Raw genomic sequence first — 26,133 nt, forward strand, 5'->3', positions numbered from 1 at the left:
TCATGAAGACGACGCTGCGTGCCCTGTGGCTGGTGTTCGCCACGACAGTTCGTGCCAGTCCTCTGCAGAGCCTGCTGTGCCTGGCCGAAACGGCCAGCCGGGCCTTGAGCGCGCTCAACCCGCTGTTCTACGGGCTCTTCGCCAGCGGTGCGGTTCGACAGGACGCGGCCATGTTGCTCGCCGCCGTGGTCGGGCTGATCTGCACGACCGCGGTCCGGATGATCTTCGAAATCATCGGCACCAGCGCCCGGCTGCGGCAGATGGACACCATCGGGTTCGTCTTCCAACACCGGATCGCCAAGATCATGGGCTCGATCGAGACCCTCGACCATCAGGAATCGCCCGCCCTGCTTGACAAGCTCCAGATGTTTCGGGACTACGCCGGCAGCCTCGCCGGAGCCCTGAACTCGATCCTCGGCCTGATCAACACGGTCGTGTGGTCGGCCACATCCTTGATCGTGGCCATCACAGCCGACTGGCGGTTGATCATCCTCGTCCTGCTCGGCCTTCCACGCATCCTGCTCACCAGAATGACCGTCCGCTGGGACCAGGAAGTGGAGGACGAAGGGAGCCCGCACAACCGCCGCGCGAACGAGTTGGTCGACCTCTGCCATCGAGTCGACGCCGGTGCTGAGATCCGCGTCTTCGGACTCGCACCGGAACTTCGGCGCATCATCCGTCGGTCGACGCGGCAATGGCAGTTGCCGACGATCCGCAAGGCCGGCCGGTACATGCTGGTGGATCTGATCAACGGCCTCGTCTACTACGGAGCTGCGGCGGCGGTTCTCGGTTGGATGATCATCGACACCTTCGCGGGCCGGGTCGACGTGCAGGCGATCACGATCGCGATCACCGCGCTCGGCACCCTGCAAGTGATGACCAGCAACATCGTCGGAACCACGAAGTGGGCGGCGCAGTCCATCCGCAGCGCGACCCGGTTCGTCTGGCTGCAGGACTACGCCCGCACGGTGCACGACCGGTTCACCGGCGACCGGAAACCACCTCCGAAGCTGCAGATCGGGATCCGGTTCGAGAACGTCAGCTTTCGCTACGCCGGTGCAACCAGGAACGCGATCACCGATCTCACGCTCGACCTGGCGCCTGGGCAGGTCGTCGCGCTGGTGGGTGAGAACGGTGCCGGAAAGTCCACCCTCGTCAAGCTCCTCACCGGAATGTACGCCCCGACCTCGGGACGCATCCTGATCGACGGTATCGACCTGGCCGACCTTGACGTCACGGCCTGGCGGCAACGCTGCACCGGGGCGTTCCAAGATCATGCCAACTTCGAGTTCACCGCCGCCGAGACCGTGGGGCTCGGAGCACTCGACCGCATGGAAGACACGGACGCGATCAAGCGGGCCTTGTACGACGGCGCGGGCGAGAACGTACTGAAAGCTCTGCCGAACGGACTCGCCACCCAGCTCGGCACCCGCTGGCCGAAGGGCATCGGACTTTCCGGCGGACAGTGGCAGCGTCTGGCCATCGCGCGCGGAATGATGCGGCGGCGCCCGCTCTTGCTCGCACTGGACGAGCCCACCTCGGCCCTCGACGCCGCCACCGAGAACGCTCTGTTCGAACGCTACGCGGCCGCCACCCGAGAGACGGGCCGCCGGGGCGGGATCACTTTGCTGGTCACCCACCGCTTCTCCACCGTGGCGGCCGCCGACACCGTCGTCGTGCTCAGCAACGGGCAGATCGCCGAGAGCGGTACACACACATACCTGCTCCGCCGGCAAGGCGCATACGCCGAGCTCTACGGCCTGCAAGCTCGTGGCTACAGCTGACGGGGAGCGGTGCCGACCGGTCTACCTGGCAAGCCGTTTCCGCTTCATCACGAAGAATCGTGAGGGTTCGCTGGGTGAGGTCGAGCACCGTGGCGAGTTGATCATCGGTCATCGGGCTCGAGCGCTGCATGAGGCGAACTTCAAGCCAATCGAAGGGGCGTCCGTCCTAGGCCACTCGCTGGCCACACATCTACAGCACTACCTCCCGACGGGAGACGAGTACGTGAGAGGAGCCGAGGAACGGATGCGCGCGCTGTTCGCGGACGCCAGCTAACCCCGAAGTGCGCGCGGCGACGAACAGCCCGAGGTCGATGACCTCGGGCCGTTTCGTTTTCTGGAGCTGCTGCCCGGGGCATTCACGTTCGACAAGATCGCCGATCGCGTGTTACATGGCAATCGTGCGCGCACTTTTCGCGACCTCCCCCGGTCTTGGCCATGTGTTCCCGACGATCTCCCTAGCACACGCGCTGCGTGCCGCCGGCCACGAGGTGCTGATGGCGACCGCGGGCGGCAAGGAGGCCGCGAACGCCGGCCTGCATGTCGTGGACACCGCGCCGGGTGTCGACATCGGCGCGGTGTTCCAGCAGGCGGCCAGCGAGCAACCCGAGGAGTTCGACTACAGCACGGACGTCGACACCGAGAAGGGGTTGGAGTTCGTCGGCGCGATCTTCGCCAAGTTGTCCGGCGTGTCGGTGGACCTGACCGTGTCGGCGGCCGAATCGTGGCGGCCGGACGTGGTCGTGTACTCGTCGATGGAGGGCACCGGGCCGCTGGTCGCCGCGAAGCTCGGCGTGCCGGCCGTGTCGCACGGCTTCGGGTTCGCCGACGAGGCGCCGATGACCGAGGCGATCTTCAAGAAGATGGTCGAGGAACGCGAACGGCATGGCGTGCAAGGGTTTCCCGAGGTGCGCGAGTCGATCGACGTGGCGCCGCCGAGCATGGTCGACCGGCCGGTGCGCGGCTGGCCGATGCGGTACGTGCCGTACAACGGAGGCGGCGTGCTGCCCGAGTGGGTGCTCGAACGGCCCGCACGCCCGCGCGTCGCGGTGACACTCGGCTCGGTGCTGACCCAGGTCGGCGCGCTCACGTCGTTGACCAAACTCGTCGACGTGGCACGGCATCTGGACGCCGAGTTCGTACTCGCCCTCGGCGACGCGGACCCGTCGCCACTGGGAGAACTGCCGGACAACGTGCGGGCGGCCGGGTGGGTGCCGCTGTCCGCGCTGCTGCCGACCTGCGCGGCGCTGGTGCACCACGGCGGGGCCGGCTCGACGCTGACCGCGATCGACGCCGGAGTCACGCAGCTCGTGCTGCCGCACGGCGCCGACCAGTACGTGAACGCGGACGCCGTGGTGCGGCGCGGGCTCGGTCTGCGTTCGGAGCCGGATCAGGTGGACGCGGAGTTGATCGACCGCCTGCTCACCGACCCGGGGCTGGGCCGGGCCGCCTCCGAGGTGGCCGACGAGATCGCGACGCTGCCGACGCCCGCGGACCTCGTGCCGAAAATCGCCGGCCTCGCCTGAACTTTGCCAGGGGGTGCACACCGTGGCGTGCGCTAATCCCTTGAGCTGACTTTGCCCGGGCTGCTGCCGGACACTCGGGACCATTTCGGGGCCATTGTGTGCCATCCCCGTGTGCCACACCGAAGGTCGAAGCCGCTGTCAATCTGCCAGGGTGCACGTTCCACCTGGTCAACTGGATTTTCTGGCTCCCCGGGAAGGAGTCGAACCTTCGTCGCTGATCCTGATTCAAAGTCAGGCGGGCCCTGCCGGCAGACCAACCGGGGAACGGCCGAGCGCTCGGCCAGGGACAAGAGTACGCATCGTCACGGTCGTCGCGCATCCCGGTTCCCGGATGACACCGGGGACCAGGCCCGACGAGGCGTGGAATGGATTTCTCCATCGGCTTGCGGTTGGGGAGACTAGGACAATGCCGTCCCGATCTGCGCCGCGCCGGGCACGCCGGGTCCGGATGACCGGCGCCGAGCGCCGTGAGCAGCTGATCGCGGTGGCCCGCGGACTGTTCGCCGACAAGGGCATCGACGGCACCTCGGTCGAGGAGATCGCGGCGGTGGCGGAGGTCAGCAAGCCGGTCGTCTACGAGCACTTCGGCGGCAAGGACGCCCTCTACGCGGTCGTCGTGGACCGCGAGGTGACCACGCTGCTGGACGGGATCGGCGCGGCGCTGGCGACGGAGGGCCGGTCGCGCGAAGTGTTGGAGCGGGCGACGCTGGCGTTCCTCGAGTACGTCGAGGGGCACACCGAGGGGTTCCGGATCCTGGCCCGCGGTTCCGCGGCCGGCGAGTACGCGACGCTGCTCGGCGACGTGGCGAGCCGGGTGGAGCGGGTGCTCCGGACCGAGTTCCAACGGCGCGACCTCGACCCGAGGACCGCGCAACCGTACGCACAAGCACTCGTGGGGATGGTGGCCATGACCGGTCAGTGGTGGTTGGACAACAGTCGCTGGGGCCGCAAGCCCGAAGTGGCGGCGCACCTGGTCAACCTGGCCTGGAACGGCCTGCGCGGGCTGGAGCCCCGGCCCACCCTGGCGAGCCGTCGATGACCCGGGTTGTCGACGACGCACCCGGTGCCCGGCTGGACACGACGGCCGCCGCGGTCGCGGTCGGTGGGTTGTTCGCGGTCAACGGCATGCTGCTCGGCGGTTACGGCGGTTCCCTGCCGGCCCTGCGCGCCAAGCTCGGCCTGGACTCGACCGCCATCGCGATCCTGCTCTTCCTGGCCGGCCTTGCCGCGATCCTGACCATGCAGATCGGCGGGCGGCTGGCCGACCGGCTCGGAGCCCGGCCGGTGGCCCTGCTCGGCCTGCCGGTGATCATCGTCGGCTGCCTGGTGATCGGTTTTGCGCCGGTGTACGGGCTCGCGGCCGCGGGCGCGATCATGATCGGGCTCGGCAACGGCGCGATGGACGTCGCGATGAACGCGGCCGGGGTCCAGGTCGAACGGGCCCGGCGCCGGCCGATCATGAGCCGGTTCCACGCCTTCTTCTCGATCGGCAACTTCGTCGGAGCCGGATTGATCTTGGTGATCTCCGGCGTGTTCGGGCTCGGCGGCGGCGCCGTCGTCCTGCCGTTGATGATCACGATGGCGGTGATCGCGCTGGCCTCGCTGCTGCCGCTGGTCCGGCTCACGCCCCGGGCGAACCCGGTTCATCACACGGTCGACGGGGTGCGGTCCAAAATTCCCGCGATCGCCTGGCTGCTCGGCCTGATGGCGATCGGGTACGGGCTCGCGGAGGGCACCGCCGTGGACTGGGCGTCGATCCATGTCACCGACGTGGCCCGGGTCGATCCGGCGGTCGGCGCGATCGGGCTGATCGCGGTGAGCGCGTTCATGACCGTGATCCGGCTGCTCGGCGACCGGCTGGTGGTCCGGTTCGGCCGCCGCACGGTAGTCCGGTTCGGCGGCATCTGCGCCGCGGCCGGCTACCTGATCACGATCACCGCGACCCCGTTGCCGCTGCTGGTGCTCGGCTGGGCTCTGGTCGGGTTCGGCGTGGGCATGATCGCCCCGCAGGTGTACGCGGTCGCCGGGCACCTGGGCGGCGGCCGGGTGCTCGCGCTCGTGGTGACGTTCGGCTACGCGACGTTCCTGATGGGTCCCGCCGTCACCGGCTTCCTGGTCCGCCAGCTCGGCATCCAGCACGCCATGATCCTGCCGGGCGTGCTCTGCCTGGTGATCATCGCGCTCGCCGTCGTCCTGCCGAAGAACGACGACGGCATCAATCCGCGTCAAGAGTCTTGACATCTACACTTCAGCCATGGCGCAACCTCTTCCGGCTGACGCGGGCGAACCGCGGGACGAGGTCGACCTGGTCGTCCAGGCTTGGCAGCGGGAGCGGCCCGACCTGGACACCGCCCCGATGGAGGTCCTGTCCCGGGTGACCCGGCTGGCCCGGCACCTGGACCGCCTCCGCCGTTCCGCGTTCGCCGCCCACGGGCTGGAGTCCTGGGAGTTCGACGTCCTCGCGGCGCTGCGGCGAGCGGGTTCCCCGTACCGGCTGTCGCCCGGGCAGCTGCTCCGGGAGACCATGGTCACCTCGGGCACCATGACGAACCGGGTGGACCGGTTGGTCGGCCGCGGGCTGGTCGGCCGGGAGAGCCATCCGGGCGACCGGCGCGGCGTCCTGGTCACGCTGACCGAGGCCGGCCGGGCCGCTGTCGACGCCGCCCTGGCCGATCTACTGGCCGCCGAGCGGGAGATCCTGGCCGGGCTGCCGGCCGACGAGCATGATCAACTCGCGCGCTCCTTGCGCTCACTGCTGCTCCCGTACCGCGCCCCCTGAGTAACCGCCGTCCCACCTCACCACATTTCTTGCCGCTTTACCCGAGAAGTAACTGTGGTAGAGCGCCAGTTTTTCACGTTACGTGAAAAACCGACGGGTCCTGATCAGCCGAGGGCGCGGATCAGCTCGCCGCGCTCCCGTTCGGTGATGGTGCGGTTGGCGACGTAGCGGTCGAGTTCGCGGGCCACGGCCGAGCCGCTACTGCGGGCCTTGATCAACTTGTCCACGATTTCCTGCAGCGTGCAGCCGGTGATCACGAAGCGGTTCCGGACCGGAGTCACGACGCCTCGTACGGTCACCAGATCACGGGTGTCCGGGGTGGCGCACGGTGTCTCGGCCGGAGTGAAGCGGCCGTAGTGGATCGGGTTCTGGAAGCCCTCCGGCCAGACCAGCATCAGCAGGTCCCGGTCGGCCGACAGTTCCAGCCGGTACGTCTTCTCGGTTTGCCGTTCGCCCTTCAGCGTGAACGGGTCGAGCGCGAAGGTGGACTCGCCGACACTGGCGTACAGGTAGCCGTTGGGGTGGAAGATCAACTCGCCGCGGGAGGCAGCCCGCACGGCGCCGACCGCGTCCAGCGGAACCGCCCGGATCATCTTCCAGGCAACGGGATCGAACTCGAAGACGGTGGCGTCGGCGAGCCCGTACAGGCGGCCGTTGTGGACGGTCAGGGCGTTGATGCTGCGGGCGCCCGCGACCGGTTCGGCCGACCGGACGACCGCACGGGTTGCCGGGTCCCATTCGACGAGCTTGGCGGTGCCGGCGATCGGGTCGGTGCCGGTGCCGCCCTCGGTGCTGCTGCCGGCGAAGACCTGGCCACCCAGGAAGGCGAGCGCGGCCATCGTGTGATCTTGGACGACGTTCCGGGTGACCTTCACCTCGCCGGACTCGAGGTCCACGGTCGCGATGGCGCCGCCGCGCAGGCCGTAGTCGGGCGCCGTCGCGGCGTAGAGAGTGCCGTCGTGCACCTGGACGTCGATCGGCCGGATCTGGGCGTGCTCCTTGAGGTTGGCGAAGACCTTCGGGTTGTCGGCGCCGGCCGGCCGATCGGGGCGGTACGCGAGCAGGCTGCCGTTCGGATACGTACCGGCGTAGATCGTCGTCTCCTCCTCCGGCCCCAGCGTCCAGTCCTCCACCTGGCCGAGCCGGGTCACCGGAGTGATCACGCCGGACTCGACGTCCAGCCTGGAGGTGCTGCCGTTGAGGAACGCGTCGAAGAAGATCTCCCCACCGTCCCTGGTCGGGAGCAGGTGCTGCAGTCCCGCCGGCGCCGGCGCGAACGGGTACTGGAGGCTGGCCGTCGCCCCGGTCGCCGGGTCGTAGCGGAACCCGCCGCCGGAGTAGTTGCCGGCCAGCGCATACAGCACTTCATGATCACCTTCGGTCGTCCAGCCGTAGCCGATCAAGGCACCGCGGGTGGACGGCTTGGCGGTCGTGGTGACGGTGTCGGTGGTCAGGTCGTAGTACGCGAGGTGCGACACGGAGCTGACCAGCCGGCTGAAGTAGACCTTGTGATCACGCGGCTCGGAGACGCCGCGGGCCACCATCGGCAGCCCGACCACCGGCTGACCGGTGGCGGCGTCGGTGACCGGAACCTCCTTGTTCGCCACGGAATCGAAGACGCGCAGCGTGTTGTTGACGTTGGCGATCACCCGGTCCTCGGCGTAGTCGAGATCGATCACCGAGGCGCCCGGGAACGGGGCCGCGACCTCGGTCTCGGTGAACGTCTTGCTGGCCAGGTCGAGCTTGAACAGCTTCGGGATCGGCTGGGTGCCGACGAACAGCGCGTTCTGGTCCGGGTCGTAGACGGTCGACTTGACGTACTTGATCTCGTCGTTGGCGACCGGCTTGCCGAAGTCGGTGAAGCCGCGGTCCGGGTGGTAGGACCACACGTGCGCATTCGGGTACGTCCCGCCGTAGACGGTGCCATCCGGGGCGATGGACAGCCCGAACAGGTACGTCTCGCCGGCGACCGGCTGACCGAGATCGGCCATCTCCTTCGTCGCCGGATCCCAGGCGTAGAGATGACCCTGGTAATAGGTCCCGACGTAGACGACCCCACTCGGCGCAACCGCAATCGTCGGCCCGCCGGACGCGCCCGGCATCGGATACTTGCCGAGCAAGGTGTTGGTGCCGGCGACCGAGGTGGTCACGTTGAGCTCGGCGTTCTCCCCCATCACCGGCGCGTACGCGACGAACGTCCCGTCCGGCAGCTTCCCGTACGCGCCCTCGACCACGGTCAGCGAACTGATCGTCGGGCCCAGGTCACGCAGTTCGCCGGCCGGCGGTGGCGGGATCTGCAGCTTGGTCGATGGTTCGCCCTGAGCGGCGGTCGGGCCGGCGATCGCCAGTCCGAGGGCAAGAACGAGCAGAGCTGCTGCGGTACGGCCGAGAGCGCGCATGGAACTCCCCCACTTCCGGTACGCCAGAAATTGGGGTTAGCGTAAGCGATAATTCCGGCGCGGGATAGACCCTAGACGAGGCGCGCGACCCGGATCTCGACCGCGACCAGCGCGGCCAGCACCAGACCGGTGATCAATTCCGGCACCGGCGTCGCGGTCGAGGCCAAGATCAACACCACCGCCCCGAGGAACGGCGCCCAGGTCCGCGGCGAGCCGTCGTGGTGGCGCAGATGGAGCACCCAGAGCATGATCAACAACACCGCCACCGGCACGGTCACGGCCAGCCCGGTGACCAGCGCGCTGCCGTGGTGCTCGGACCCGGACCAATAGTCCACCCGGGCCGCCAGCCCGGCACCGACCGCGGCCGCGGCGCCCAGGATGAAATAGTGGCCCCAACCCCACAGGAACGCCGCGGCCTGGTGCGCCCGGTCCACCGTGGACAGGACATCGCCGGCCGACCGGGAGAAGTAGAGCCACCAAGCGCTGAAAACGATCAAGATCCCGGAGCCCACCACGATCAGTACCGACGAGGTCCAGAGTTGATCATCCTTGAGGGCGCCCTGGATCGCCAGCGTCGTCGACAGCACGGTCTCGCCGAGCACGATGATGAAGAACAGGCCGTACCGCTCGGCGATGTGGTGCGGGTGCCAGGTGGTCCCGCCGGTCCGTTCGGCGAACAGCGGCACGGCAAGCTCCATGATCCCGAGCAGCACGAACAGCGGCAGGGTCAGGAAGGGCGCGGCCGCGGTGATCGGCAGCCAGGCGATCCAGCAGATCTGCACGATCAGGATGCCGGCCGCGTAGCGGAGGCAGGTCTGTCGTCGTTCCGGATCGTGATACGCGGCGCGCAACCATTGCGCCACCAGGGCGATGCGCATGATCACGTAGCCGACGACACCGAGCAGCAGGTTCCCCTCGAACAGACCGGGGATGCCGGCCGCGAGCACCAGCGAGCCGAGGATCTGCAGGATCGTCAGCAGCCGATAGATCACGTCGTCGTTGTCGTACGCGGACGCGAACCAGGTGAAGTTCAACCAGGTCAGGAAGATCGCGAAGAACGCCATCATGAAGCCGACCAGGCCCTGCAGTTCGTGATGGTCGGAGATGTGGTGGTGCAACTCGGACGCGGCCAGGGCGACCGCCACGACGAAACAGAGATCGGTCAACAGTTCCAGTGGCGTAGCGGCGCGGTGCGGGTCGGCCGGGTCACGCGGGCGCAGGGCGCGGATGATCGGCATGGCTCCTCGTACGTTCTCCACAGCAGGTCATCGTTCCGTAGATCGGGCGGCGACGACAGTAACGCCGCGGACACCGGCCCGACTGGATAGCCTGAGCTGATGACGGAACCGGGCCGCGCCCACACCAGGGTGCGGTGCGCGCGAGTGGAGCGCGTGATCACCCACGACGCCTTCCGGCTCGACGGGACCGAGGTCGATGACATCCGCACGCTGTACTGCGTGGTCGACGACGAGCACCGCCCCGGCAGCGTCGCCCTGGAGGCGTCCGAGGCCGACGTCGACCGGTGGCGCCGGGCCAGCGCCGACCTCGTCCGGGTCCTCGATCAGGCCGATGCGGAGCGGTTCCGAGCGACGGCGCGGCTGATCCCGCCGTCGTCCGCGGCGAGGTGGCTGGCCTGGCGACTCCGCGGTGGACGTACGGACAAGGTGCGGCACCAGGTCGACGCCGCCGTCGAGCAGATCCAGTCCGAGGTGCGAGCGGCGTACCTGACCTTCCGGGACCAGGCCGCCGACCTCACCGACCGGGTCGAAGCCGACCAGCAGCGGAAACGCGAGGAGAACGCCCGGCAGTGGCGGGAACAGAAGGCCGCCCGGGAACGTGCGATCGCCGAGGTCGCCCAGGCGCCCGTCTGGTCGTACCAGGTCGGCCCCAACTACACGTCCACCGGCCCGCGGCGGCATCGGCTGGTGATCGCCCTGCAACTCCTCGAGCGGCCGCCGAACCCGTCGCTCGGCGAGCCGGTCACCGGTCTCACGCCCGCCCAGGTCAACGACGCCATCGACCGGCTCCGTACCGAAGATCCCTACCTGGTGGTCGACCTCGAGGTCGCGACCCGGCAGCGTCTCGTCGAGTGGACCGAGGAGCAACTCCTGGACCAACAGTGGCTGCGGGTGAGCGGAGTCAAGATCGACCCGCACCCGTTCACCCCGGAAGAACTCGAGGAGATCCACAACCAGGCCTCGAAGAACACCTGGCACGGCCCCTCGAGCAACTACTTCAGCCCGCCCTCGTTCTGATCAGGTGACGACGCGGGCGCCGTGCACGGGACCGACGGCGCGCCGGACGGTGCGGCAGATGCCCTCCGAACTGAGCCCGACGGACAGCTCGATCGCGGCCGACTCGGAGCCGGCCAGGAACGCCACCGTCGGGCCGGAGCCGGACACCACCGCGCCGAGCGCGCCGAGGTCAAGACCGGTGTCGATCACCCGGCGCAGCCTGGGGCGCAGGGTCAGCGCGGCCGGCTGCAGGTCGTTGTCCAGGGCGGCGCCGAGTGCGGCGGCATCGCCGGCCCGGAGCGCGTTCATCAGCTCGTCGGAGACGGTCGGCTGGGGCGCGGTCAGCCCGCCGAGGTCGTCGTAGCGGCCGTACACCTTGGGCGTGGACAGTCCCTCGTCGCTGAACGCGAGCACCCAGTGGTAGCAGCCGCGGGCCAGGGCCGGCACCAGGCGCTCGCCGCGGCCGCTGCCGATCGCGGTGCCGCCGACCAGGGCGAACGGGACGTCGCTGCCGAGCTCCGCGGCCAGGGCCAGCAGTTCCTCCTGCTCCAGGTCGAGCGCCCAGAGCTCGGCACAGGCCACCAGTGCCGCAGCGCCGTTCGCCGAGCCGCCGGCCAGGCCGCCCGCGACCGGGATCGTCTTCTTGATCGACAGCCGGGCGCCCTCCGCCGGCGCGTACGCCTCGGCCAGCCGACGGGCCGCGCGGACGGCCAGGTTCGTGTCGTCGGTCGGGACCAGTTCGGCGTCGTCACCGGTCACCTCGACGGTGAACTCTCCGGCCGGTGCGGGCTCGGCGATCAGCTCGTCGTACAGGGAAACGGCGTGGAAGACCGTGGCCAGCGGATGGAACCCGTCCTCCCGGGGCGGCCCCACCTTGAGCGCGAGATTGATCTTGGCCGGTACGCGGACTCGAACACCGGTCGGAGGCAGGGCGGCAACCACACTGCGAGGCTAGTGCCCGGCCGGATCGGCCCGACGCTCGACCCGCTGCTACCGCCCGGCCAGGGCCTCGGCGATCCGCGCGAAGTCGGCGATCCCGAGCTGTTCGCCGCGGGTCTGCGGGTCGACGCCCGCCTGTTCCAGGACGGCGCTCGCGGCGGCCGACGACCCGGCCATCCCCGAGAGCGCGGACCGCAGCATCTTGCGCCGCTGCGCGAACGCGGCGTCGATCACGGCGAACACCTGCTCCCGGCTCGCCGTCGTCGGCACCGGGTCCCGCCGGTCCAGCGCGACCAGGCCGGAATCGACGTTGGGCACCGGCCAGAACACGCTCGGCGCGACGCTGCCGACCCGGCGCGCGGCGGCGTACCAGGCGAGCTTCAGCGACGGGATGCCGTACGTCTTGCTGCCGGGGCCCGCGACCAGCCGGTCGGCCACCTCGGACTGCACCATGACCAGGCCGTACCGCCAACTGTCGAAGGTGGCCAGCAGATGCAGCAGCACCGGCACCGACACGTTGTACGGCAGGTTGGCGACCACCTTGGTCGGCGGCTCGGGCAGCGTGTCCACCCGCAGCGCGTCGGCGGTCAGCACGGTCAGCGCGTCGGCCCGGTTCGGCGCCAGCCGCTCGACCGTGGCCGGCAGCGCCCCGGCGAGCAGTTCGTCGATCTCGATCGCGATCACCCGGCGGGCCCGGTGCAGCAGCCCGAGGGTCAGCGACCCCAGCCCGGGCCCGATCTCGACCACCACGTCGTCCTCGCCAACCTCGGCGAGCGCGACGATCCGCCGTACCGTATTGGCGTCGGTGACGAAGTTCTGACCGCGCTGTTTGGTCGGCCGCAGGCCCAACTCGGCGACCAGGCCGCGGACGGCGGTCGGGTCGAGCAGGCGTTGATCATGGTCGGAGGCCACGGGCGAGGATAGCGCGAATCTTGTAGGGTTCCGCGGAAGTCCGTGGCATCGAATGGAAGGAATCGTCGTGTCCGGGACCTCGTTCACCGAACGCGTCCTGCAACTGGGGCTGACCCCGGCCGAGGCGAGCCGGTTGCTCGAATCGTCGCCGTCGCGGCTGCGCGGCACCGGCGGCGATCCGGCCGCGATCTTCGCACCGGTCCGGCACAAGGTCGGGATGCTCTTCACCTCCCGGTCCGGCACCACGTTCTTCGTGGACGTGCTGAACCGCTCCGGTGCCTTCGGCGAGATCCGCGAGCATCTGAACCCGTACCGGCAGAAGACCGGGGCGAAGAAGTGGAAGTCGGCGTCGATGGCCGACTTCGTGGCCGAGACCGTACGGACCTATGCGTCGCCGGAGGGCGTGTTCGGCTTCAAGGGCACCGTCGAGGCGCTGCTGCCGCTGGCCCAGGTTGGCGAGCTTCCCGACAACGCCGTGCAGTGGTCCTGGATCACCGTGCACCGGCGCGACATCGTGGCGCAGGCCGTCTCGCTGTTCCGGGCCAAGGCCACCGGCGTCTGGCACACCGTCGGCAAGCTGGCCGGCAAGCCGCCGATGCCGCCGTACGACTACGCCGGGATCGAGAAGCAGGTCGACCTGATCCAGCGCAAGCAGGGCCAGATCGAGCGCTTCATCGCCCAACAGGATCTGACCCCGCTGCGCCTGGTGTACGAGGACTTCAAGGACGATCCGACCGACGCACTGAAGGCCGTCTTCGACCACGTCGGCCTGATCCCGCCGGCCAACCTGTCCGCGCTCGCCGCGCAGGGCGAGTTCGTCGTGATGGCCGACGACCAGAGCCGACGCTATGCCGACCGGTTCAGGCAGGAGTCGACCGCCCGCCTCGGTTAGCCCGTCGGTTCGGTCAGCTCGTCGGTTCGGTCAGCTCGCCGGGGCCACGGCGGCGACCTTCTCGGCGAAGGCGCGCATCGTCTCCATGAACAGCCCGCCGCCGAAACTGATCCTGGCGATGCCGAGGTCGGCCAGCTCGGCCACTCCGGCGGCCTGCGGCATCCGGGCGATGTTGATCATGCCGTCGGTCTCCTTGACCAGGGCCGCGATCTGGTCCGGCTGGTGCAGCGCGATCGGGTAGACGCAGGTCGCGCCGGCATCGAGGTAGCGGCGGGCCCGGTCGGTCGCATCGGGCAGGTGGTGCTCCTGCGAACTCGGACTGGTGTCGCCGGACTTGAGCCGCGCCACGAACTCGCCGATGTAATTGTCGATCCGCGCGTTGATCACCAGCGGATAGTCCTCGGCCTCGGCGGCGGCGTGGACGGCCGCGATCCAGGCCGCCTGTTCACCCGCCTCCCGCTGCTGCCCGGTCGCGTGATCGGTGTCCTCGAGGTTGCAGCCGGCGACACCGATCCGCTTCAGCTCGGCGACCAGGGCCGTCGCGTCGAGCCCGTACCCCGCCTCGGCGTCCACCGTGACCGGCACCTCGACGCCGGCGCTGATCCGGCCCGCCGCCGCCAGCATCTCCTCGCTCGGAGCGCCCTCGTGATCTTCGTACCCGAGGCTGGCGGCGACCCCGGCACTGGTCGTGGCCACCACCGGGAAGCCCGCCTCGACCACGACCTTGGCCGAAGCGACATCCCAGGCGTTCGGCAGGACCAACGGTTTTCCGGGTACGTGCAGCGATCGGAGCAACTCACACTTCTCGTTCAGGTTCATGCCCCTACTGACGGGACAGCGCCCGCTCGTGTGACGTCGCGACTTATCCACAGTTGCACCTGCGCCGCACTTATCCACAGGCCGGAGGCCGGAACGCTGGCCGGATCGGGCCGGCCGTCGCATGATCATCGGGTGCCCGTGCGGATCCCCCTCGATGCGTTGCTCGCCGACGGCGGCGGCGTGATCGTGGTGCGCCGTCATCCGGAGCATCGGCGCAGCCTTTATCGGCTGCTCGGACAAGGATTGCTGACCACGATCCTGCCCGGGGTGCTCGCTCCGACGGCTGCCGCCGGCCGGCTCGGCGTCCGGGTCCGGGCGCTGGGCCTGTGGGACGACGACGTCGTGCTGACTCGGTGGGCTGCGGCTCGGCTGACGTACTGGCCAGAACTGGACGTGCCGATGATCACCGGTGCCCTGCCGGGCCGCCGGTCCGTGCCGTCCGGCTTCGAGCTCGTACGCGAGAGAATTCCGCGGCCTCTCGTGCGCACCGTCGGTGGACTTCAGGTCACCGCACCCGCCCTGACGGCCCTCGACCTCGCCCCGTTCGACCACGGTGCCTCGATCGGGCGACTCCTGCGCACCGGGCTCGCCACCATCGAAGACCTGGACGACGCCCTCGACGAGACGCCCGGGCGACGGGCCAACCAGGTGCGCCGGCGGTGGCTGGCCAAGTCCCGCCGCCGGCCCTGGGCACCCTCCGAGCGCGAGCTGCACGACCTGCTGAAGGCGGCCCGGATCGACGGCTGGCTTGGAAACTGCGCGATCATGGTCGGCTCGATCCGGTATGTCGTCGATCTCGTCTTCCGCGAGGCGAGAGTCGCGATCGAGGTGGACGGCTACGAGTACCACCGGGCCGAACGGTGGGAACAGTTCCACCGGGACCGCCGCAAGTGGACCGATCTCGCCGCCGACGGCTGGACGGTCCTCCACTTCACCTGGCCACAGATCACCGAAGACCCGGACTGGGTCCTCGCCGCTATCCGCAAAGCCCTCGCCAACAGCCGCCTCCGCCGCGCCGCCTGATCCTGGGAGTGCAGGACGTGAGTGGCACAGAATTGCAGTTTGCTGCCCCCCAAACCCCGAAATCCGGCCTCGCGAACGCAGGAAACTGCAATTCTGTGCCACTCCGACCTCGGACGGGTTCAGGCGGCCGGCGGAGCACACGGATCCAGGGCGACCGGCTGACCGTGGCCCCAGTGCCGGCCGCCGACCTGCGCTCGCCTCGTCAGGCGGCTGCCCAGTGACTCGGGCCAACATGGACGCCGACCGGTCCCGGCGGGCGTGCCCGGGCGGGACAGCGAGGACCCAGGCCGCGGCCCATGCGGCGATCCCGCCTGATCCGCGAGTGGCACAGAATTGCAGGTTGCTGCCCACAGACCCTCGAAATCGGGCCCCGCGAGGGCAGCAACCTGCAATTCAGTGCCACTCCGGGTCGATCAGGACCAGCGGCCGTGGCGGACCTGGTCCTCGGTGGGGCGGCGGGGGCGGCGGCTGGGTGAGCCGGGGGCGCCTGCTGCAGCCGGAAAGCCGAGGCTGATCACGCCCGCCGACAGTTGATCATGGGGGACGCCGAACCGGGCTCGGACGGCGTCCTGATGCTCGGGCGGGACGCCGAAGAAGCAGCCGCCGAGACCAAGGTCGACGGCGGCGAGCAGGATGGTCTGGGCGGCCATGCCGGCGTCGACCCACCAGTACGGGGCGGCCCAGCGAGACGGATCGCGGTCGGTCCAGCCCTTGTCCGGCTCGGCGTACCGGTCCAGGTAGGCCGCCTCCGAGGTCCAGACCAAGATCAACACCGGGGCCGAGCGCATCCCGGCCAGCCACGAGTTCTCGTCGCCCGCCGAGCCGGTGGCGGCCCAGAAGTCGGCGACATCGGCGGGACGGTCGAGCACCAGGAACGACACGCCCTGGGTGAAGCCCGCGGTCGGCGAGCGGCGGCCGGCCTCGGTCAGTTTGGTGATCATCTCGGGCGGCACCGGGTCCGGCCGGTAGGCCCGGATCATCCGGCGCCGGCGCAGCACGTCCGACAGTTCCATTCAGGCCTCCGCCCAGGCTCCGCCGAAGGCGACGTCGGCATTCCGGGACAAGGCCCGGCAGATCTCCTCGAGCTCCCGCCCCAGCACGTCGGCCATCAATCGGGCCGTATGCGGGATCAGGTACGAGGCGTTGGGCCGGCCGCGATACGGCTCCGGGGTGAGGTACGGGGCGTCGGTCTCGACCAGGATCCGGTCCAGCGGGGTGATCGCCAGCGCCTCCCGCAGCGGCTCGGCGTTCTTGAACGTGACCGTACCGGCGAAGGACAAGAACCCGCCGCGGTCGAGGCACGCCTTGGCGAACTCGGCGTCCCCGGAGAAGCAGTGCATGATGATCCGCTCCGGCGGGCCCTCGGCGTCCAGCACGTCGAGGATCGGCTGGTGCGCGTCCCGGTCGTGGATCATCAGCGCCTTGCGGTGCTGCTTGGCCAGCGCGATGTGCGCCGCGAACGCCTCCCGCTGGATCGCCAGCCCGGGCTCGTCCCGGGTCCGGAACGTGTCCATCCCGGTCTCCCCGACCGCCCGGACCAGCGGATCGGCGGCCAGCCGGGCGATCTCCCCCAGCCCCGCCGCCAGCTCGACCGTCGTCAGCCGTGCGGCGTCGTTGGGGTGGATCGCGACGGCGGCGACGACGCTCGGGAACCGGCCCGCCGCCTCGACCGCCCAGCGCGACCCGGCGACGTCGCAGCCGACCTGGACGATCCGCCGGACGCCGACCGAGGCGGCCAGCTCGATCGCCTGGTCCGGCGCCAGCGAGGTCTTGCCGTCGGCAACGTCGAGGTGGCAGTGACTGTCCACCACCGGGTACGGCAGCGGCTCCGGCACCGCCGGCCGGTCCAGGTTGCGCCGCTGTCCCTGCTCGGTCGTGGCGGCCCGCCGCTCACGCATCTCCACCACTGTTCCCCTCCCGCGCGGCCAGGACGGCCGCATACAACTCGTTCTTCGCCAGCCCGCGCGCCGCCGCGACCTCGGCCACCGCCGGCTTCAGCTTCGACCCGTCGGCCACCAGCCGCCGCACCACCGCCACGGCATCGTCCGTGTCGCCGCGCGAGGCTGCCGCCCCGGCCACGACGATGGTGACCTCGCCGCGAACCCCCTCGCCGGCCCAGTCGGCCAATTCGGCCAGGGTCCCCCGCCGGACCTCCTCGTACGTCTTCGTCAGCTCCCGGCACACCGCCGCCCGGCGCTCCGCCCCCAGGACGTCGGCCATCGCCCGCAGCGCCTCCTCGGTCCGGTGCGGCGCCTCGAAGAACACGGCGGTACGGGGCTCGTCGGCCAGCCCGGCCAGCCGGCGGGACCGCTCCCCCGCCTTCCGCGGCAGGAAACCCTCGAAGCAGAACCGATCGGTCGGCAGTCCCGAGAGTGCCAAAGCCGTCAACACGGCCGAAGGCCCGGGCACGGCGGTCACCTCGATCCCGGCCTCAACCGCGGCCGCGACCAGCCGGAACCCCGGATCGGACACCGACGGCATCCCGGCGTCACTGACCACGGCCACCGTCGCCCCGCCCTGCAGCGCCTCGATCAGTTCGGCCGCCCGCGCCGCCTCGTTGCCGTCGAAGTAGGAGACCACCCGGGCTGAGGTCGTCACCCCGAGCCGGTCCAGCAGCCGGCGCAGCCGCCGGGTGTCCTCGGCCGCGATCACGTCGGCGGCGGCCAGCGTCTCGGACACCCGCGGCGAGGCGTCGCCCAGGTCGCCGATCGGCGTACCGACCAGCACCACTCGACCCACATCGCCTCCGTCTCACGCACACGACACGCACACCCGGCCTCACTAGTATGTCCGGGTGGCGCGAGCGGACGGACTGACCGTAGTGGAACGACTGCGGGTCGAGCAGCCGACCGACCGTGCCTTCAGCTGGGCGATCACGGCCTTGATCACCTTGATCGGCTTCGTGATCAGATCGGTCAACCTGGCGTACCCCAACAAGCTCGTCTTCGACGAGACCTACTACGCCAAGGACGCGTATTCGCTGCTCCGGTTCGGCTACGAGCGGGAGTGGCCGGACAACGCCAACGACGCGATCGTCGCCGGCAATCTCGACGTGATGAAGGACAGCGCGGCGTTCATCGTGCACCCGCAGGTCGGCAAGTGGCTGATCGCGTTCGGCGAATACCTGTTCGGGATGAACTCGTTCGGCTGGCGGTTCTCCTCGCTCGTCTTCGGCTCGTTGTTGATCTTCGTCGTGATCAGGTTGGTCCGCCGGATCTCCCGGTCGACCTTGATCGGCGGGCTGGCCGGGCTGCTGCTGGCGTTCGACGGGCTCGCCTTCGTGATGTCCCGGATCGCCTTGCTGGACATCTTCCTGGCGGTCTTCGTGGTCGCGGCGGTGGCCTGTCTGATCGCCGACCGGGACTGGTTCCGGAACAAGCTCGCTGATCATCTGTCCGGCAACGGTCTGGCCGATCTCGGCGGGAGGTTCGGCCCGGCGTTGATCATCAGGCCGTGGCGGATCGCGGCCGGAGTGTGCTTCGGACTGGCCCTCGGCACCAAGTGGAACGCGCTCTACCCGCTCGCCGCGTTCGCCCTGCTGTCGCTGGCCTGGGACGTCGGCGCCCGCCGGGTCGCCGGCGCCGGGGTCCGGTCCAGCCTGGCGATCATCCGGGACGGCATTCCCGCGTTCGTCTCCCTGGTCGTGCTGAGCGTGATCATCTACGTGGCGAGCTGGGCCAGCTGGCTGGCCGGCAGCGACGGCTACCTGCGGGACTGGGGGCAGAACCACCCCGATGCCCTGTCGGTACGGCTGCTGGGCGACCCGCTGGCCTCGCTGCTGGCGTACAACCAGGCGATCTGGAACTTCCACACCGGCGACGGCATCGCCCAGGCGACCCACCCGTACGATGCGAACCCGGCCGGCTGGCTGGTGCTGGGCCGGGTGATCGGGATCGACGCCGTGCTGGACATCCCGGGCGGCACCGACGGCTGCCCGGCCGCCGCGGAGAAGTGCTATCGGGTGATCTCCGGGATCGGCACGCCCGCCCTGTGGTGGGCCGCGGTGATCGCACTGGTCGCTGCGCTGGTCCTGTGGGTCGGCGGCCGGGACTGGCGGTTCGGCATCCCGGTGGTCGGCGTGCTGAGCAACTGGCTGCCCTGGTTCCAGTACACCGACCGGCCGCAGTTCCTCTTCTACGCGATCACGATCGTTCCGTTCTCGGTCACCGCCGTCGCTCTGGTCCTGGGTCGCCTGCTCGGCTCGGCTGCGGACCTGCGCGCCGGGCCCGGCGCCGCTCGTCGAGCGGTGCCGGACCCGTCCCCTGAGCCTGTCGAAGGGCAAGGACCGACCGGGCTCGGCACGTCGACAGGCCCAGTGCACGCTCGCCATCAGCACGCCCGCGGCGCGCCGTCCCGGAGCCTCGCCGGACTCTTCGCCGCGGGCACGCTGCCGCTGGACCGGCGGGCCGTGGCAGCGATCGGGATCGGTGCGTTCATCGCGCTGGTCGGGGCGAATTTCGCCTTCATCTATCCGATCCTCACCGACGCCGTGCTGACCTATCAGCAGTGGCGGGCGAGGATGTGGATCCGCGGCTGGATCTGATAACGACCCAGTAACGCCGATACCGGAAGTCCTGTTGCGACTGTGTGACAAGACCGTCAGGATGCGGCAAAAACGGGCCTTGGGGATTAGAGTCTCGCCAGAGTCAGGCGTCGGCGCCTGTTGTGCCCTGGGGAGGACACGCGTTGTTGGACAGGATCGGTCAGTGAGCCGCGCCCGGAAGATCCGGGCCTGGGGCATCGCCCGACCGGTGCAGGCTCGGCTTGCGAGCCGATGGACGCTAGAGTCCGTTGCCGTACTCAGCGGGCCTGTGAGCGCGGATCATGGAGGACCAATTCGGTGATCAGATATCTGGTACGGCGGATCGCTGGCTGGCTGCTGATGATCTTCGTCGCGACGAACATCACGTACTTCCTGGCCAATCATTATCTGAAGGCCCGCTCCAACTTCGTCGGCCGTAACCCACCGGTCCCGCAGGACGTGATCAACGGCACGCTGAACCAGTACAACCTGAACGACCAGGTCAACATCTTCGAGCGCTGGTGGATCTGGATCACCGGCATCGTGACCCGGTGGGACTGGGGCCGCAGCCCGGTCGGCGAATCGGTGAACGACCAGATCGGGTTCCGGATCTGGATCAGCGCCGAACTCGTCCTCGGCGCGACGATCATCATGACCCTGCTCGGCATCGCGCTCGGCGTCTACACGGCGTCCCGGCAATACAAGCTGTCCGACCGGGTCGCACAGGGCACCTCGATCATCACCCTCAACATCCCGGTCGTCGTCGCGGCGCTCGGCATCGTCCTGGTGGCGATCCAGTTCAACCAGGCCGTCGGCAGCACCGTCTTCTACGTGGTCGGTGCCCAGAGCGACGACATCTCCGGGTTCGGTCCGTTCCTGGTCGACAAGGCGCAGCACCTGATCTTGCCCACCCTGGTGCTGGTGATCACCGGCTACGCCGGAACGCACTTCCTGCAGCGATCGCTGCTGCTGGACAACATCAACGCCGATTACGTACGGACGGCGCGGGCGAAGGGGCTGACCAAGGCGCAGGCGGTCCGCCGGCACGCGCTGCGGACCTCGCTGATCCCGGTCGCCACCCAGGTCGCCTTCTCGATCCCGGCGCTGTTCACCGGCGCGATCCTGACCGAGACGATCTTCGCCTGGGAAGGCATGGGCCGCTACTTCGCCAAGACCCTGGCGACCAACGACGTGCACGGGGCGGTCGCCACCGCGGCGTTCGGCGCGCTGATGACGGCGATCGGCGCCATCCTGTCCGACATCACGATCGTCGTCCTCGATCCGAGAGTGCGGGTGAGCTGATCATGTCGACCGAGGTGATGAACGTCCCGGGCCACTCGGGCGATCCCGATCATGATCCGACCGCGGAACTGCTGCAGTCGGCCCAGCCCAGGCGCCGGCTGTCCAAGGGAACGCTCTATCTGCGCCGCTTCCTGCGCAACCGGCCGGCCGTCGCCGGCGTGGTGATCTTGATCTTGATCATCCTGTTCGCGCTGTTCGGCGGCCTGATCGCCCAGCACGACTACCTTGCCACCGACTTCACCGCGTTGACCACCGAGCCGGATTCGAACCACTGGTTCGGCACCAACAACGCCGGCAACGACATCTACGCCCAGACCGTGCACGGGCTGCAGCGGTCGCTGTTGATCGCGTTGATCGTCTCGATCGGCACCACAGTGATCTCCGCGGTCGTCGGCGCCTCCGCCGCCTACTTCGGCGGCGTCTACGAGCGCTCCACCCTGGTGGTGATCCACTTCCTGATGGTGGTGCCGACCTTCCTCATCCTGGCGATGATCTCCAACGCCTCCGGCGGCAACTGGCTCATCGTGGCGACGATCCTGACCCTGACCGGCTGGTTCTTCCAGGCCCGGGTGATCTGGACGATGGCGCTCTCGCTGCGGGAACGAGAGTACGTCACCGCGGCCCGGTTCATGGGCGTGCGCGGCATCTGGATCGTGATCCGGCACATCATCCCCAACATCGGCTCGCTGTTGATCATCCAGTTCACCCTCGGCGTCGTCGGCGCCGTGCTCACCGAGACCAGCCTTTCGTTCCTCGGCTTCGGCATCAAGGCACCGGACGTGTCGCTCGGCGCACTGATCGGGTCCGGCGCGAACACGATCACCAGCGCACCCTGGCTGTTCTACTTCCCGGCGGCCGCGCTGACCCTGCTCACCGTGTCGATGGCGCTGGTCGCCGACGGACTGCGGGACGCCCTCGATCCCACCTCGACCGCGGGAGGCCAGGCCTGATGACGTTCTCCAGCCCCACGACCGCCACTGACCCTTCGCCAGGCTCAGGGAACGGCGGGCCGGACGGCCCGCTGCTCTCGGTCCGTGACCTCATGGTGAGTTTCCCGTCCGAGGCCGGCCGGGTGGACGCCGTCCGCGGCGTGTCGTTCGACCTGCAGGCGGGCCAGACCCTCGGCATCGTCGGCGAGTCCGGCTCCGGCAAGTCGGTCACCTCGCTGGCGATCATGGGCCTGCTCGCCGACACCGCCCGCACCGGCGGCTCGGTCAAGCTCAACGGCCGCGAGCTGCTCACGCTGAACGACCGGCAGCTGTCCCGGATCCGCGGCAAAGAGATGTCGATGATCTTCCAGGACCCGCTGTCCTCGCTGACCCCGGTCTACTCGGTCGGCCAGCAGCTGGTCGAGGCGATCGCCGCCCACCACCAGGTGTCGAAGAAGGACGCCTGGGACCGTGCGGTCGACCTGCTGCAGCTGGTCGGCATCCCGAACCCGAAGGCGCGGGTCCGGTCGTTCCCGCACGAGTTCTCCGGCGGCATGCGGCAGCGCGTGGTGATCGCGATCGCGATGGCCAACGACCCGAACCTGATCATCGCCGACGAGCCGACCACGGCCCTCGACGTCACCATCCAGGCGCAGATCCTCGACGTCTTGGAGGTGGCCCAGGAGGAGACCGGCGCCGCGGTGATCATGATCACCCACGACCTCGGCGTGATCGCCGGCAACGCCGACGACGTGATCGTCATGTACGCGGGCAAGCCGGTCGAGCAGGCCCCGGTGAACGAACTGTTCTACGAGACCCGGATGCCGTACTCGATCGGGCTGCTGGCAGCGATCCCCCGGGTCGACGTCGCGGAGAAGACGCCGCTGGTCCCGGTCAAGGGCAACCCGCCGCTGTTGATCAACCTGCCGCCCGGCTGCCCGTTCGCGCCGCGCTGCCCGATCGCGATCGACGAGTGCCGCCAAGCCGAGCCGGAACTCGGCGAGGTCGCGCCGCTCGGCCTGGTCGACCCGGCCGCCCCGATCAGCGACTGGGGCCGGCACCGGGCCGCCTGCATCCGGTCCGGCGAGATCCGCGAGGGCATGATCGACGGCGAGCCGATCTACCCGGTGCCCGAGCTGCCGGAGAGCGAGCTCACCGAGACCCCGCGCGCGCACCGGAAGCCGATGCTCGAGGTGTCCAACCTGACCAAGACGTTCCCGCTGCTCAGGGGCGCGCTGCTGAAGCGCCGGATCGGCTCCGTCTACGCGGTCAACGGGATCAGCTTCGACATCCGCGAGGGCGAGACGATGGCCATCGTCGGCGAGTCCGGCTGCGGCAAGACGACGACCCTGCTCGAGATCATGAACCTGAGCGAGCAGCCCGAAGGCGACCTCCGGGTCGGCGGGACCAGCGTGGCCGGGCTGTCCGGGGCCGCGACCCGGAAGCTGCGCCGGGACCTGCAGATCGTCTTCCAGGACCCGATGGGCGCGCTCGATCCGCGGTTCACCGTGTTCGACATCATCGCCGAGCCGATGCGGGCGCTGAACTACGGCAAGGGCGAGGTGAACGACCGGGTCGCCGAGCTGATGGAGCTGGTCGGCCTCGATCCCGCGCACAGCGACCGGTTCCCGGCTGCGTTCTCCGGCGGCCAGCGGCAGCGGATCGGCATCGCCCGGGCGCTCGCCACGAACCCGAAGGTGATCGTGCTCGACGAGCCGGTCTCCGCGCTCGACGTGTCGATCCAGGCGGGCGTGATCAACCTGCTGGACGAATTGAAGGTCAAGCTCGGGCTGTCGTACCTCTTTGTCGCGCACGACCTGTCCGTGGTGCGCCATATCGCCGATCGCGTCGCGGTCATGTATCTCGGCCGGTTCGTCGAGTACGGCGAGATCGACGCGGTGTTCGACAATCCGCAGCACCCGTACACCCAGGCCCTGTTGTCCGCGATTCCGGTGCCGGATCCGGTCAAGGAGCGCACCCGGGAACGGATCCTGCTCACGGGCGACCTGCCCAGCCCGATCGACGACTCACCCGGCTGCCGGTTCGCCAGCCGGTGTCAGCTCCGGGTCACGTTGCCGGAGGAACAACAGCACCGGTGTTTCTCACAGACACCGGAATTGACCGGAGTGGAGGGCGTACACACGAATGCCTGCCATTTCCGGTGAGCGAACCGAGAGTGCAAGAAGGAGAAAGACGATCCGAATGAGGAACTCGGTCGAGTCTCGGAAGGGTGACGATTCCACGCGTCGCTCCGTCCGATCCCGGCCCTGGTCCTATTCTGTTCGACGGCATGTCCGGGGGGTCGGAGATGCCGGATCAGCGACCGATCATGCGGAAACGCTCGCGCACCCTGCGCGATCAGGAAGGACCATCACCATGGGAATCGGAAGAAAGTCCGCGGTCGCCGCTATCGCGGCGCTCGCGCTTTCACTGGCGGCTTGTGGAGGGGGAACCACTCCAAACACCGAGCCGACCGTCGGAGCGAGCGAGCTCGCCACCGAGGCGCAGTACAACCCGCAGCCGCGGGACAATGTCAAGGACGGCGGCACGCTGACCTCGGACGTGCCCGAGATCTCGCCGCAGTTCAACACGGTCCAGGCGGACGGCACGGCGTACACGCTGTCGTTCTGGCGCTGGTACAACCCGGTCATGATCCTCTTCACCCCTGAGGGCGAGTGGTCGGCCAACCCGGACTACCTCACCGACATCAAGACTGAGGAAGTGGACGGGAACACGGTCGTCACCTACACGATCACCCCGGAGGCCACCTTCAACGACGGCACGCCGATCGACTGGCGGGCCTTCGAGACGTTGTGGAAGACGAGCAACGGCAAGGACGAGAAGTACCTGGTCAGCTCGACCGACGGCTACTCCCAGATCAAGTCCGTCGCCAAGGGCGCCGACGATAAGCAGGCCGTCGTCACGTTCGACGGCGTCTACGCCTGGGTCGGCGGCCTCTTCAACTACGTGCTGCACCCGAAGCTGGTCGACTATGACCTCTTCAACAAGGGGTACGTGAACAACCCGCACGCCGAGCTCGGCGCGGGGCCGTACACGGTGGACAAGTTCGATCAGCAGAACGGCACGCTGAGCTTCAAGCGCAACGACAAGTGGTGGGGCGATCCGGGCAAGCTGGACAGCCGCGTCTACAAGGCGCTCGAGGACACCGCCGCGATCAACGCGTTCAAGAACGGCCAGCTGGACATCACCAGCGTCGCCACCAAGGACAAGCTCGCCCAGGTGCAGCCGATGGTCGACCAGGGCACGATCGAGATCCGCAAGAGTGCCTCGGCGCGGAACGGCCTGATGGTCGTCAACTCCAAGCACCCGGGCCTGGAGGACGCCAAGGTCCGCCAGGCGATCTTCATGGGCATCGACCGCAAGGTGATCGCCGACATCGCGTTCCAGGGCCTGAACTACACCGAGGAGCCGCCCGGCTCGTTCAACCTGTACGGGTTCCAGGAGGGTTACCAGGACAACCTGACCGCCGCCGGCTACAAGTACGACAAGGAAGCCGCCGGCAAGCTGCTCGACGAGGCCGGCTGGGCGCCGGGCGCCGACGGCATCCGGGAGAAGGGCGGCAAGAAGCTGTCGATCACCCTCCCGGTGATCGGCGACGACCCGAACATCCAGGCCCGCGCCAAGGCGATCAACTCGATGCTCAAGGAGATCGGCGTCGACGCGAAGATCGAGCAGAAGGGCTCCAACGAGTTCAGCAAGGTCTTCACCGAGAAGCAGTTCGGCCTGTTCCCGATGGGCTTCTCGTCCTCCGACCCGTTCGGCTTCGCGTACTTCTGCCAGGTCTACTGCGAGCCGAGCTCGCTGAACGCTTCCGGCACCGGCAGCGAGGAGATCAACAAGAAGATCGCCGAGGTGGCCAAGATCGGTGACCCGAAGGCGCAGATCGAGGCCGGCAACAAGCTGGAGACCGAGATCATGGCTGAGACCTGGGGCATCATGCCGCTGACCAACGGGCCGACCATTCTGGCGGCCAAGAAGGGCCTGGCCAACATGGGCGCCGGGATCTTCTTCGTCGGCAAGCCGCAGGACATCGGCTGGCAGAAGTGATCATGGTC

Annotated in this window: 21 protein-coding genes and 1 tRNA gene; 13 read left to right on the forward strand and 9 right to left on the reverse strand. The window is 69.0% G+C overall.

Translation table 11 applies throughout. The features are described from left to right. Nucleotides 1–2 precede the first annotated feature (2 nt). Complete coding sequence (locus tag BKA15_RS09265; protein WP_179750109.1) at nt 3–1,784, forward strand: ABC transporter ATP-binding protein; 1,782 nt, start codon at nt 3–5, stop codon at nt 1,782–1,784. Between the two features lie 398 nt (nt 1,785–2,182). Next, nucleotides 2,183–3,307, forward strand: a complete 1,125-nt coding sequence (locus BKA15_RS36795; protein WP_179750111.1) for a nucleotide disphospho-sugar-binding domain-containing protein — start codon at nt 2,183–2,185, stop codon at nt 3,305–3,307. A 182-nt stretch (nt 3,308–3,489) separates the two neighbouring features. Here BKA15_RS36795 and BKA15_RS09275 read toward each other — a convergent pair. Continuing rightward, nucleotides 3,490–3,571, reverse strand: a tRNA-Gln gene (locus tag BKA15_RS09275). A gap of 142 nt (nt 3,572–3,713) precedes the next feature. On the opposite strand from BKA15_RS09275, the gene BKA15_RS09280 reads away from it, so the two are divergent. From BKA15_RS09280 to BKA15_RS09290, 3 genes are read left to right on the forward strand one after another with little or no spacing between them, the layout of a single operon-like run. Beyond that, complete coding sequence (locus BKA15_RS09280) at nt 3,714–4,346, forward strand: TetR/AcrR family transcriptional regulator (protein WP_179750113.1); 633 nt, start codon at nt 3,714–3,716, stop codon at nt 4,344–4,346. Beyond that, nucleotides 4,343–5,545, forward strand: a complete 1,203-nt coding sequence (locus BKA15_RS09285) for an MFS transporter (RefSeq protein ID WP_179750114.1) — start codon at nt 4,343–4,345, stop codon at nt 5,543–5,545. The genes BKA15_RS09280 and BKA15_RS09285 overlap by 4 nt, the downstream gene beginning before the upstream one ends. A gap of 16 nt (nt 5,546–5,561) precedes the next feature. Next, nucleotides 5,562–6,086 carry a MarR family winged helix-turn-helix transcriptional regulator gene (locus BKA15_RS09290; RefSeq protein ID WP_179750116.1) on the forward strand — a complete coding sequence of 175 codons (525 nt, stop codon included), beginning with the start codon at nt 5,562–5,564 and terminating at the stop codon, nt 6,084–6,086. Nucleotides 6,087–6,190: 104 nt separating this feature from the next. On the opposite strand, the gene BKA15_RS09295 is transcribed toward BKA15_RS09290, so the two are convergent. Both BKA15_RS09295 and BKA15_RS09300 read right to left on the reverse strand, forming a co-directional pair. Then, nucleotides 6,191–8,485: an NHL repeat-containing protein gene (locus BKA15_RS09295; protein ID WP_179750118.1), complete on the reverse strand. Its 2,295-nt coding sequence runs from the start codon at nt 8,483–8,485 to the stop codon at nt 6,191–6,193. Nucleotides 8,486–8,556: 71 nt separating this feature from the next. Further along, nucleotides 8,557–9,723 carry a low temperature requirement protein A gene (locus tag BKA15_RS09300; RefSeq protein ID WP_179750120.1) on the reverse strand — a complete coding sequence of 389 codons (1,167 nt, stop codon included), beginning with the start codon at nt 9,721–9,723 and terminating at the stop codon, nt 8,557–8,559. A 99-nt stretch (nt 9,724–9,822) separates the two neighbouring features. On the opposite strand from BKA15_RS09300, the gene BKA15_RS09305 reads away from it, so the two are divergent. Continuing rightward, nucleotides 9,823–10,740 carry a hypothetical protein gene (locus BKA15_RS09305; protein ID WP_179750122.1) on the forward strand — a complete coding sequence of 306 codons (918 nt, stop codon included), beginning with the start codon at nt 9,823–9,825 and terminating at the stop codon, nt 10,738–10,740. Here the strand turns inward: BKA15_RS09305 and BKA15_RS09310 are convergent, their stop codons facing one another. Next, nucleotides 10,741–11,661 (reverse strand): 4-(cytidine 5'-diphospho)-2-C-methyl-D-erythritol kinase, encoded by a 921-nt coding sequence (locus tag BKA15_RS09310; protein ID WP_179750124.1) that lies wholly within the window; start codon nt 11,659–11,661, stop codon nt 10,741–10,743. Nucleotides 11,662–11,709: 48 nt separating this feature from the next. Further along, nucleotides 11,710–12,570, reverse strand: a complete 861-nt coding sequence (gene rsmA, locus BKA15_RS09315) for a 16S rRNA (adenine(1518)-N(6)/adenine(1519)-N(6))-dimethyltransferase RsmA (RefSeq protein ID WP_179750126.1) — start codon at nt 12,568–12,570, stop codon at nt 11,710–11,712. 67 nt (nt 12,571–12,637) lie between these two features. Here rsmA and BKA15_RS09320 point away from each other — a divergent pair, with 67 nt between their 5' ends. After that, nucleotides 12,638–13,462 carry a Stf0 family sulfotransferase gene (locus BKA15_RS09320; protein ID WP_179750128.1) on the forward strand — a complete coding sequence of 275 codons (825 nt, stop codon included), beginning with the start codon at nt 12,638–12,640 and terminating at the stop codon, nt 13,460–13,462. A 30-nt stretch (nt 13,463–13,492) separates the two neighbouring features. Here BKA15_RS09320 and BKA15_RS09325 read toward each other — a convergent pair whose 3' ends face one another. Continuing rightward, on the reverse strand, nt 13,493–14,281 hold the full coding sequence (locus BKA15_RS09325; protein ID WP_179750130.1) for an isocitrate lyase/PEP mutase family protein: 789 nt from the start codon (nt 14,279–14,281) through the stop codon (nt 13,493–13,495). 132 nt (nt 14,282–14,413) lie between these two features. On the opposite strand from BKA15_RS09325, the gene BKA15_RS09330 reads away from it, so the two are divergent. Continuing rightward, complete coding sequence (locus BKA15_RS09330; protein ID WP_179750131.1) at nt 14,414–15,304, forward strand: endonuclease domain-containing protein; 891 nt, start codon at nt 14,414–14,416, stop codon at nt 15,302–15,304. A 413-nt stretch (nt 15,305–15,717) separates the two neighbouring features. Here BKA15_RS09330 and BKA15_RS09335 read toward each other — a convergent pair whose 3' ends face one another. From BKA15_RS09335 to rsmI, 3 genes are read right to left on the reverse strand one after another with little or no spacing between them, the layout of a single operon-like run. Next, nucleotides 15,718–16,317, reverse strand: a complete 600-nt coding sequence (locus tag BKA15_RS09335) for a nitroreductase family protein (protein WP_179750133.1) — start codon at nt 16,315–16,317, stop codon at nt 15,718–15,720. Next, nucleotides 16,318–17,202 carry a TatD family hydrolase gene (locus BKA15_RS09340; RefSeq protein WP_179750135.1) on the reverse strand — a complete coding sequence of 295 codons (885 nt, stop codon included), beginning with the start codon at nt 17,200–17,202 and terminating at the stop codon, nt 16,318–16,320. Next, nucleotides 17,195–18,043, reverse strand: coding sequence for a 16S rRNA (cytidine(1402)-2'-O)-methyltransferase (gene rsmI, locus BKA15_RS09345; protein ID WP_312878894.1), 849 nt, complete (start codon nt 18,041–18,043; stop codon nt 17,195–17,197). The genes BKA15_RS09340 and rsmI overlap by 8 nt, the downstream gene beginning before the upstream one ends. A gap of 55 nt (nt 18,044–18,098) precedes the next feature. On the opposite strand from rsmI, the gene BKA15_RS09350 reads away from it, so the two are divergent. From BKA15_RS09350 to BKA15_RS09370, 5 genes are all read left to right on the forward strand, one after another. After that, complete coding sequence (locus BKA15_RS09350; protein WP_179750138.1) at nt 18,099–19,847, forward strand: dolichyl-phosphate-mannose--protein mannosyltransferase; 1,749 nt, start codon at nt 18,099–18,101, stop codon at nt 19,845–19,847. Nucleotides 19,848–20,144: 297 nt separating this feature from the next. Continuing rightward, nucleotides 20,145–21,128 carry an ABC transporter permease gene (locus BKA15_RS09355; protein WP_179750140.1) on the forward strand — a complete coding sequence of 328 codons (984 nt, stop codon included), beginning with the start codon at nt 20,145–20,147 and terminating at the stop codon, nt 21,126–21,128. A 2-nt stretch (nt 21,129–21,130) separates the two neighbouring features. Continuing rightward, a complete protein-coding gene (locus BKA15_RS09360; protein WP_179750142.1) occupies nt 21,131–22,078 on the forward strand; it encodes an ABC transporter permease in 948 nt (315 codons plus the stop codon). Nucleotides 22,079–22,170: 92 nt separating this feature from the next. Further along, complete coding sequence (locus BKA15_RS09365; RefSeq protein WP_446685537.1) at nt 22,171–24,222, forward strand: dipeptide ABC transporter ATP-binding protein; 2,052 nt, start codon at nt 22,171–22,173, stop codon at nt 24,220–24,222. 211 nt (nt 24,223–24,433) lie between these two features. Continuing rightward, a complete protein-coding gene (locus BKA15_RS09370; RefSeq protein ID WP_179750146.1) occupies nt 24,434–26,125 on the forward strand; it encodes an ABC transporter family substrate-binding protein in 1,692 nt (563 codons plus the stop codon). The last annotated feature ends 8 nt before the right edge of the window (nt 26,126–26,133 follow it).

The organism is Microlunatus parietis, from assembly GCF_013407955.1.
Taxonomy (GTDB): domain Bacteria; phylum Actinomycetota; class Actinomycetes; order Propionibacteriales; family Propionibacteriaceae; genus Microlunatus; species Microlunatus parietis.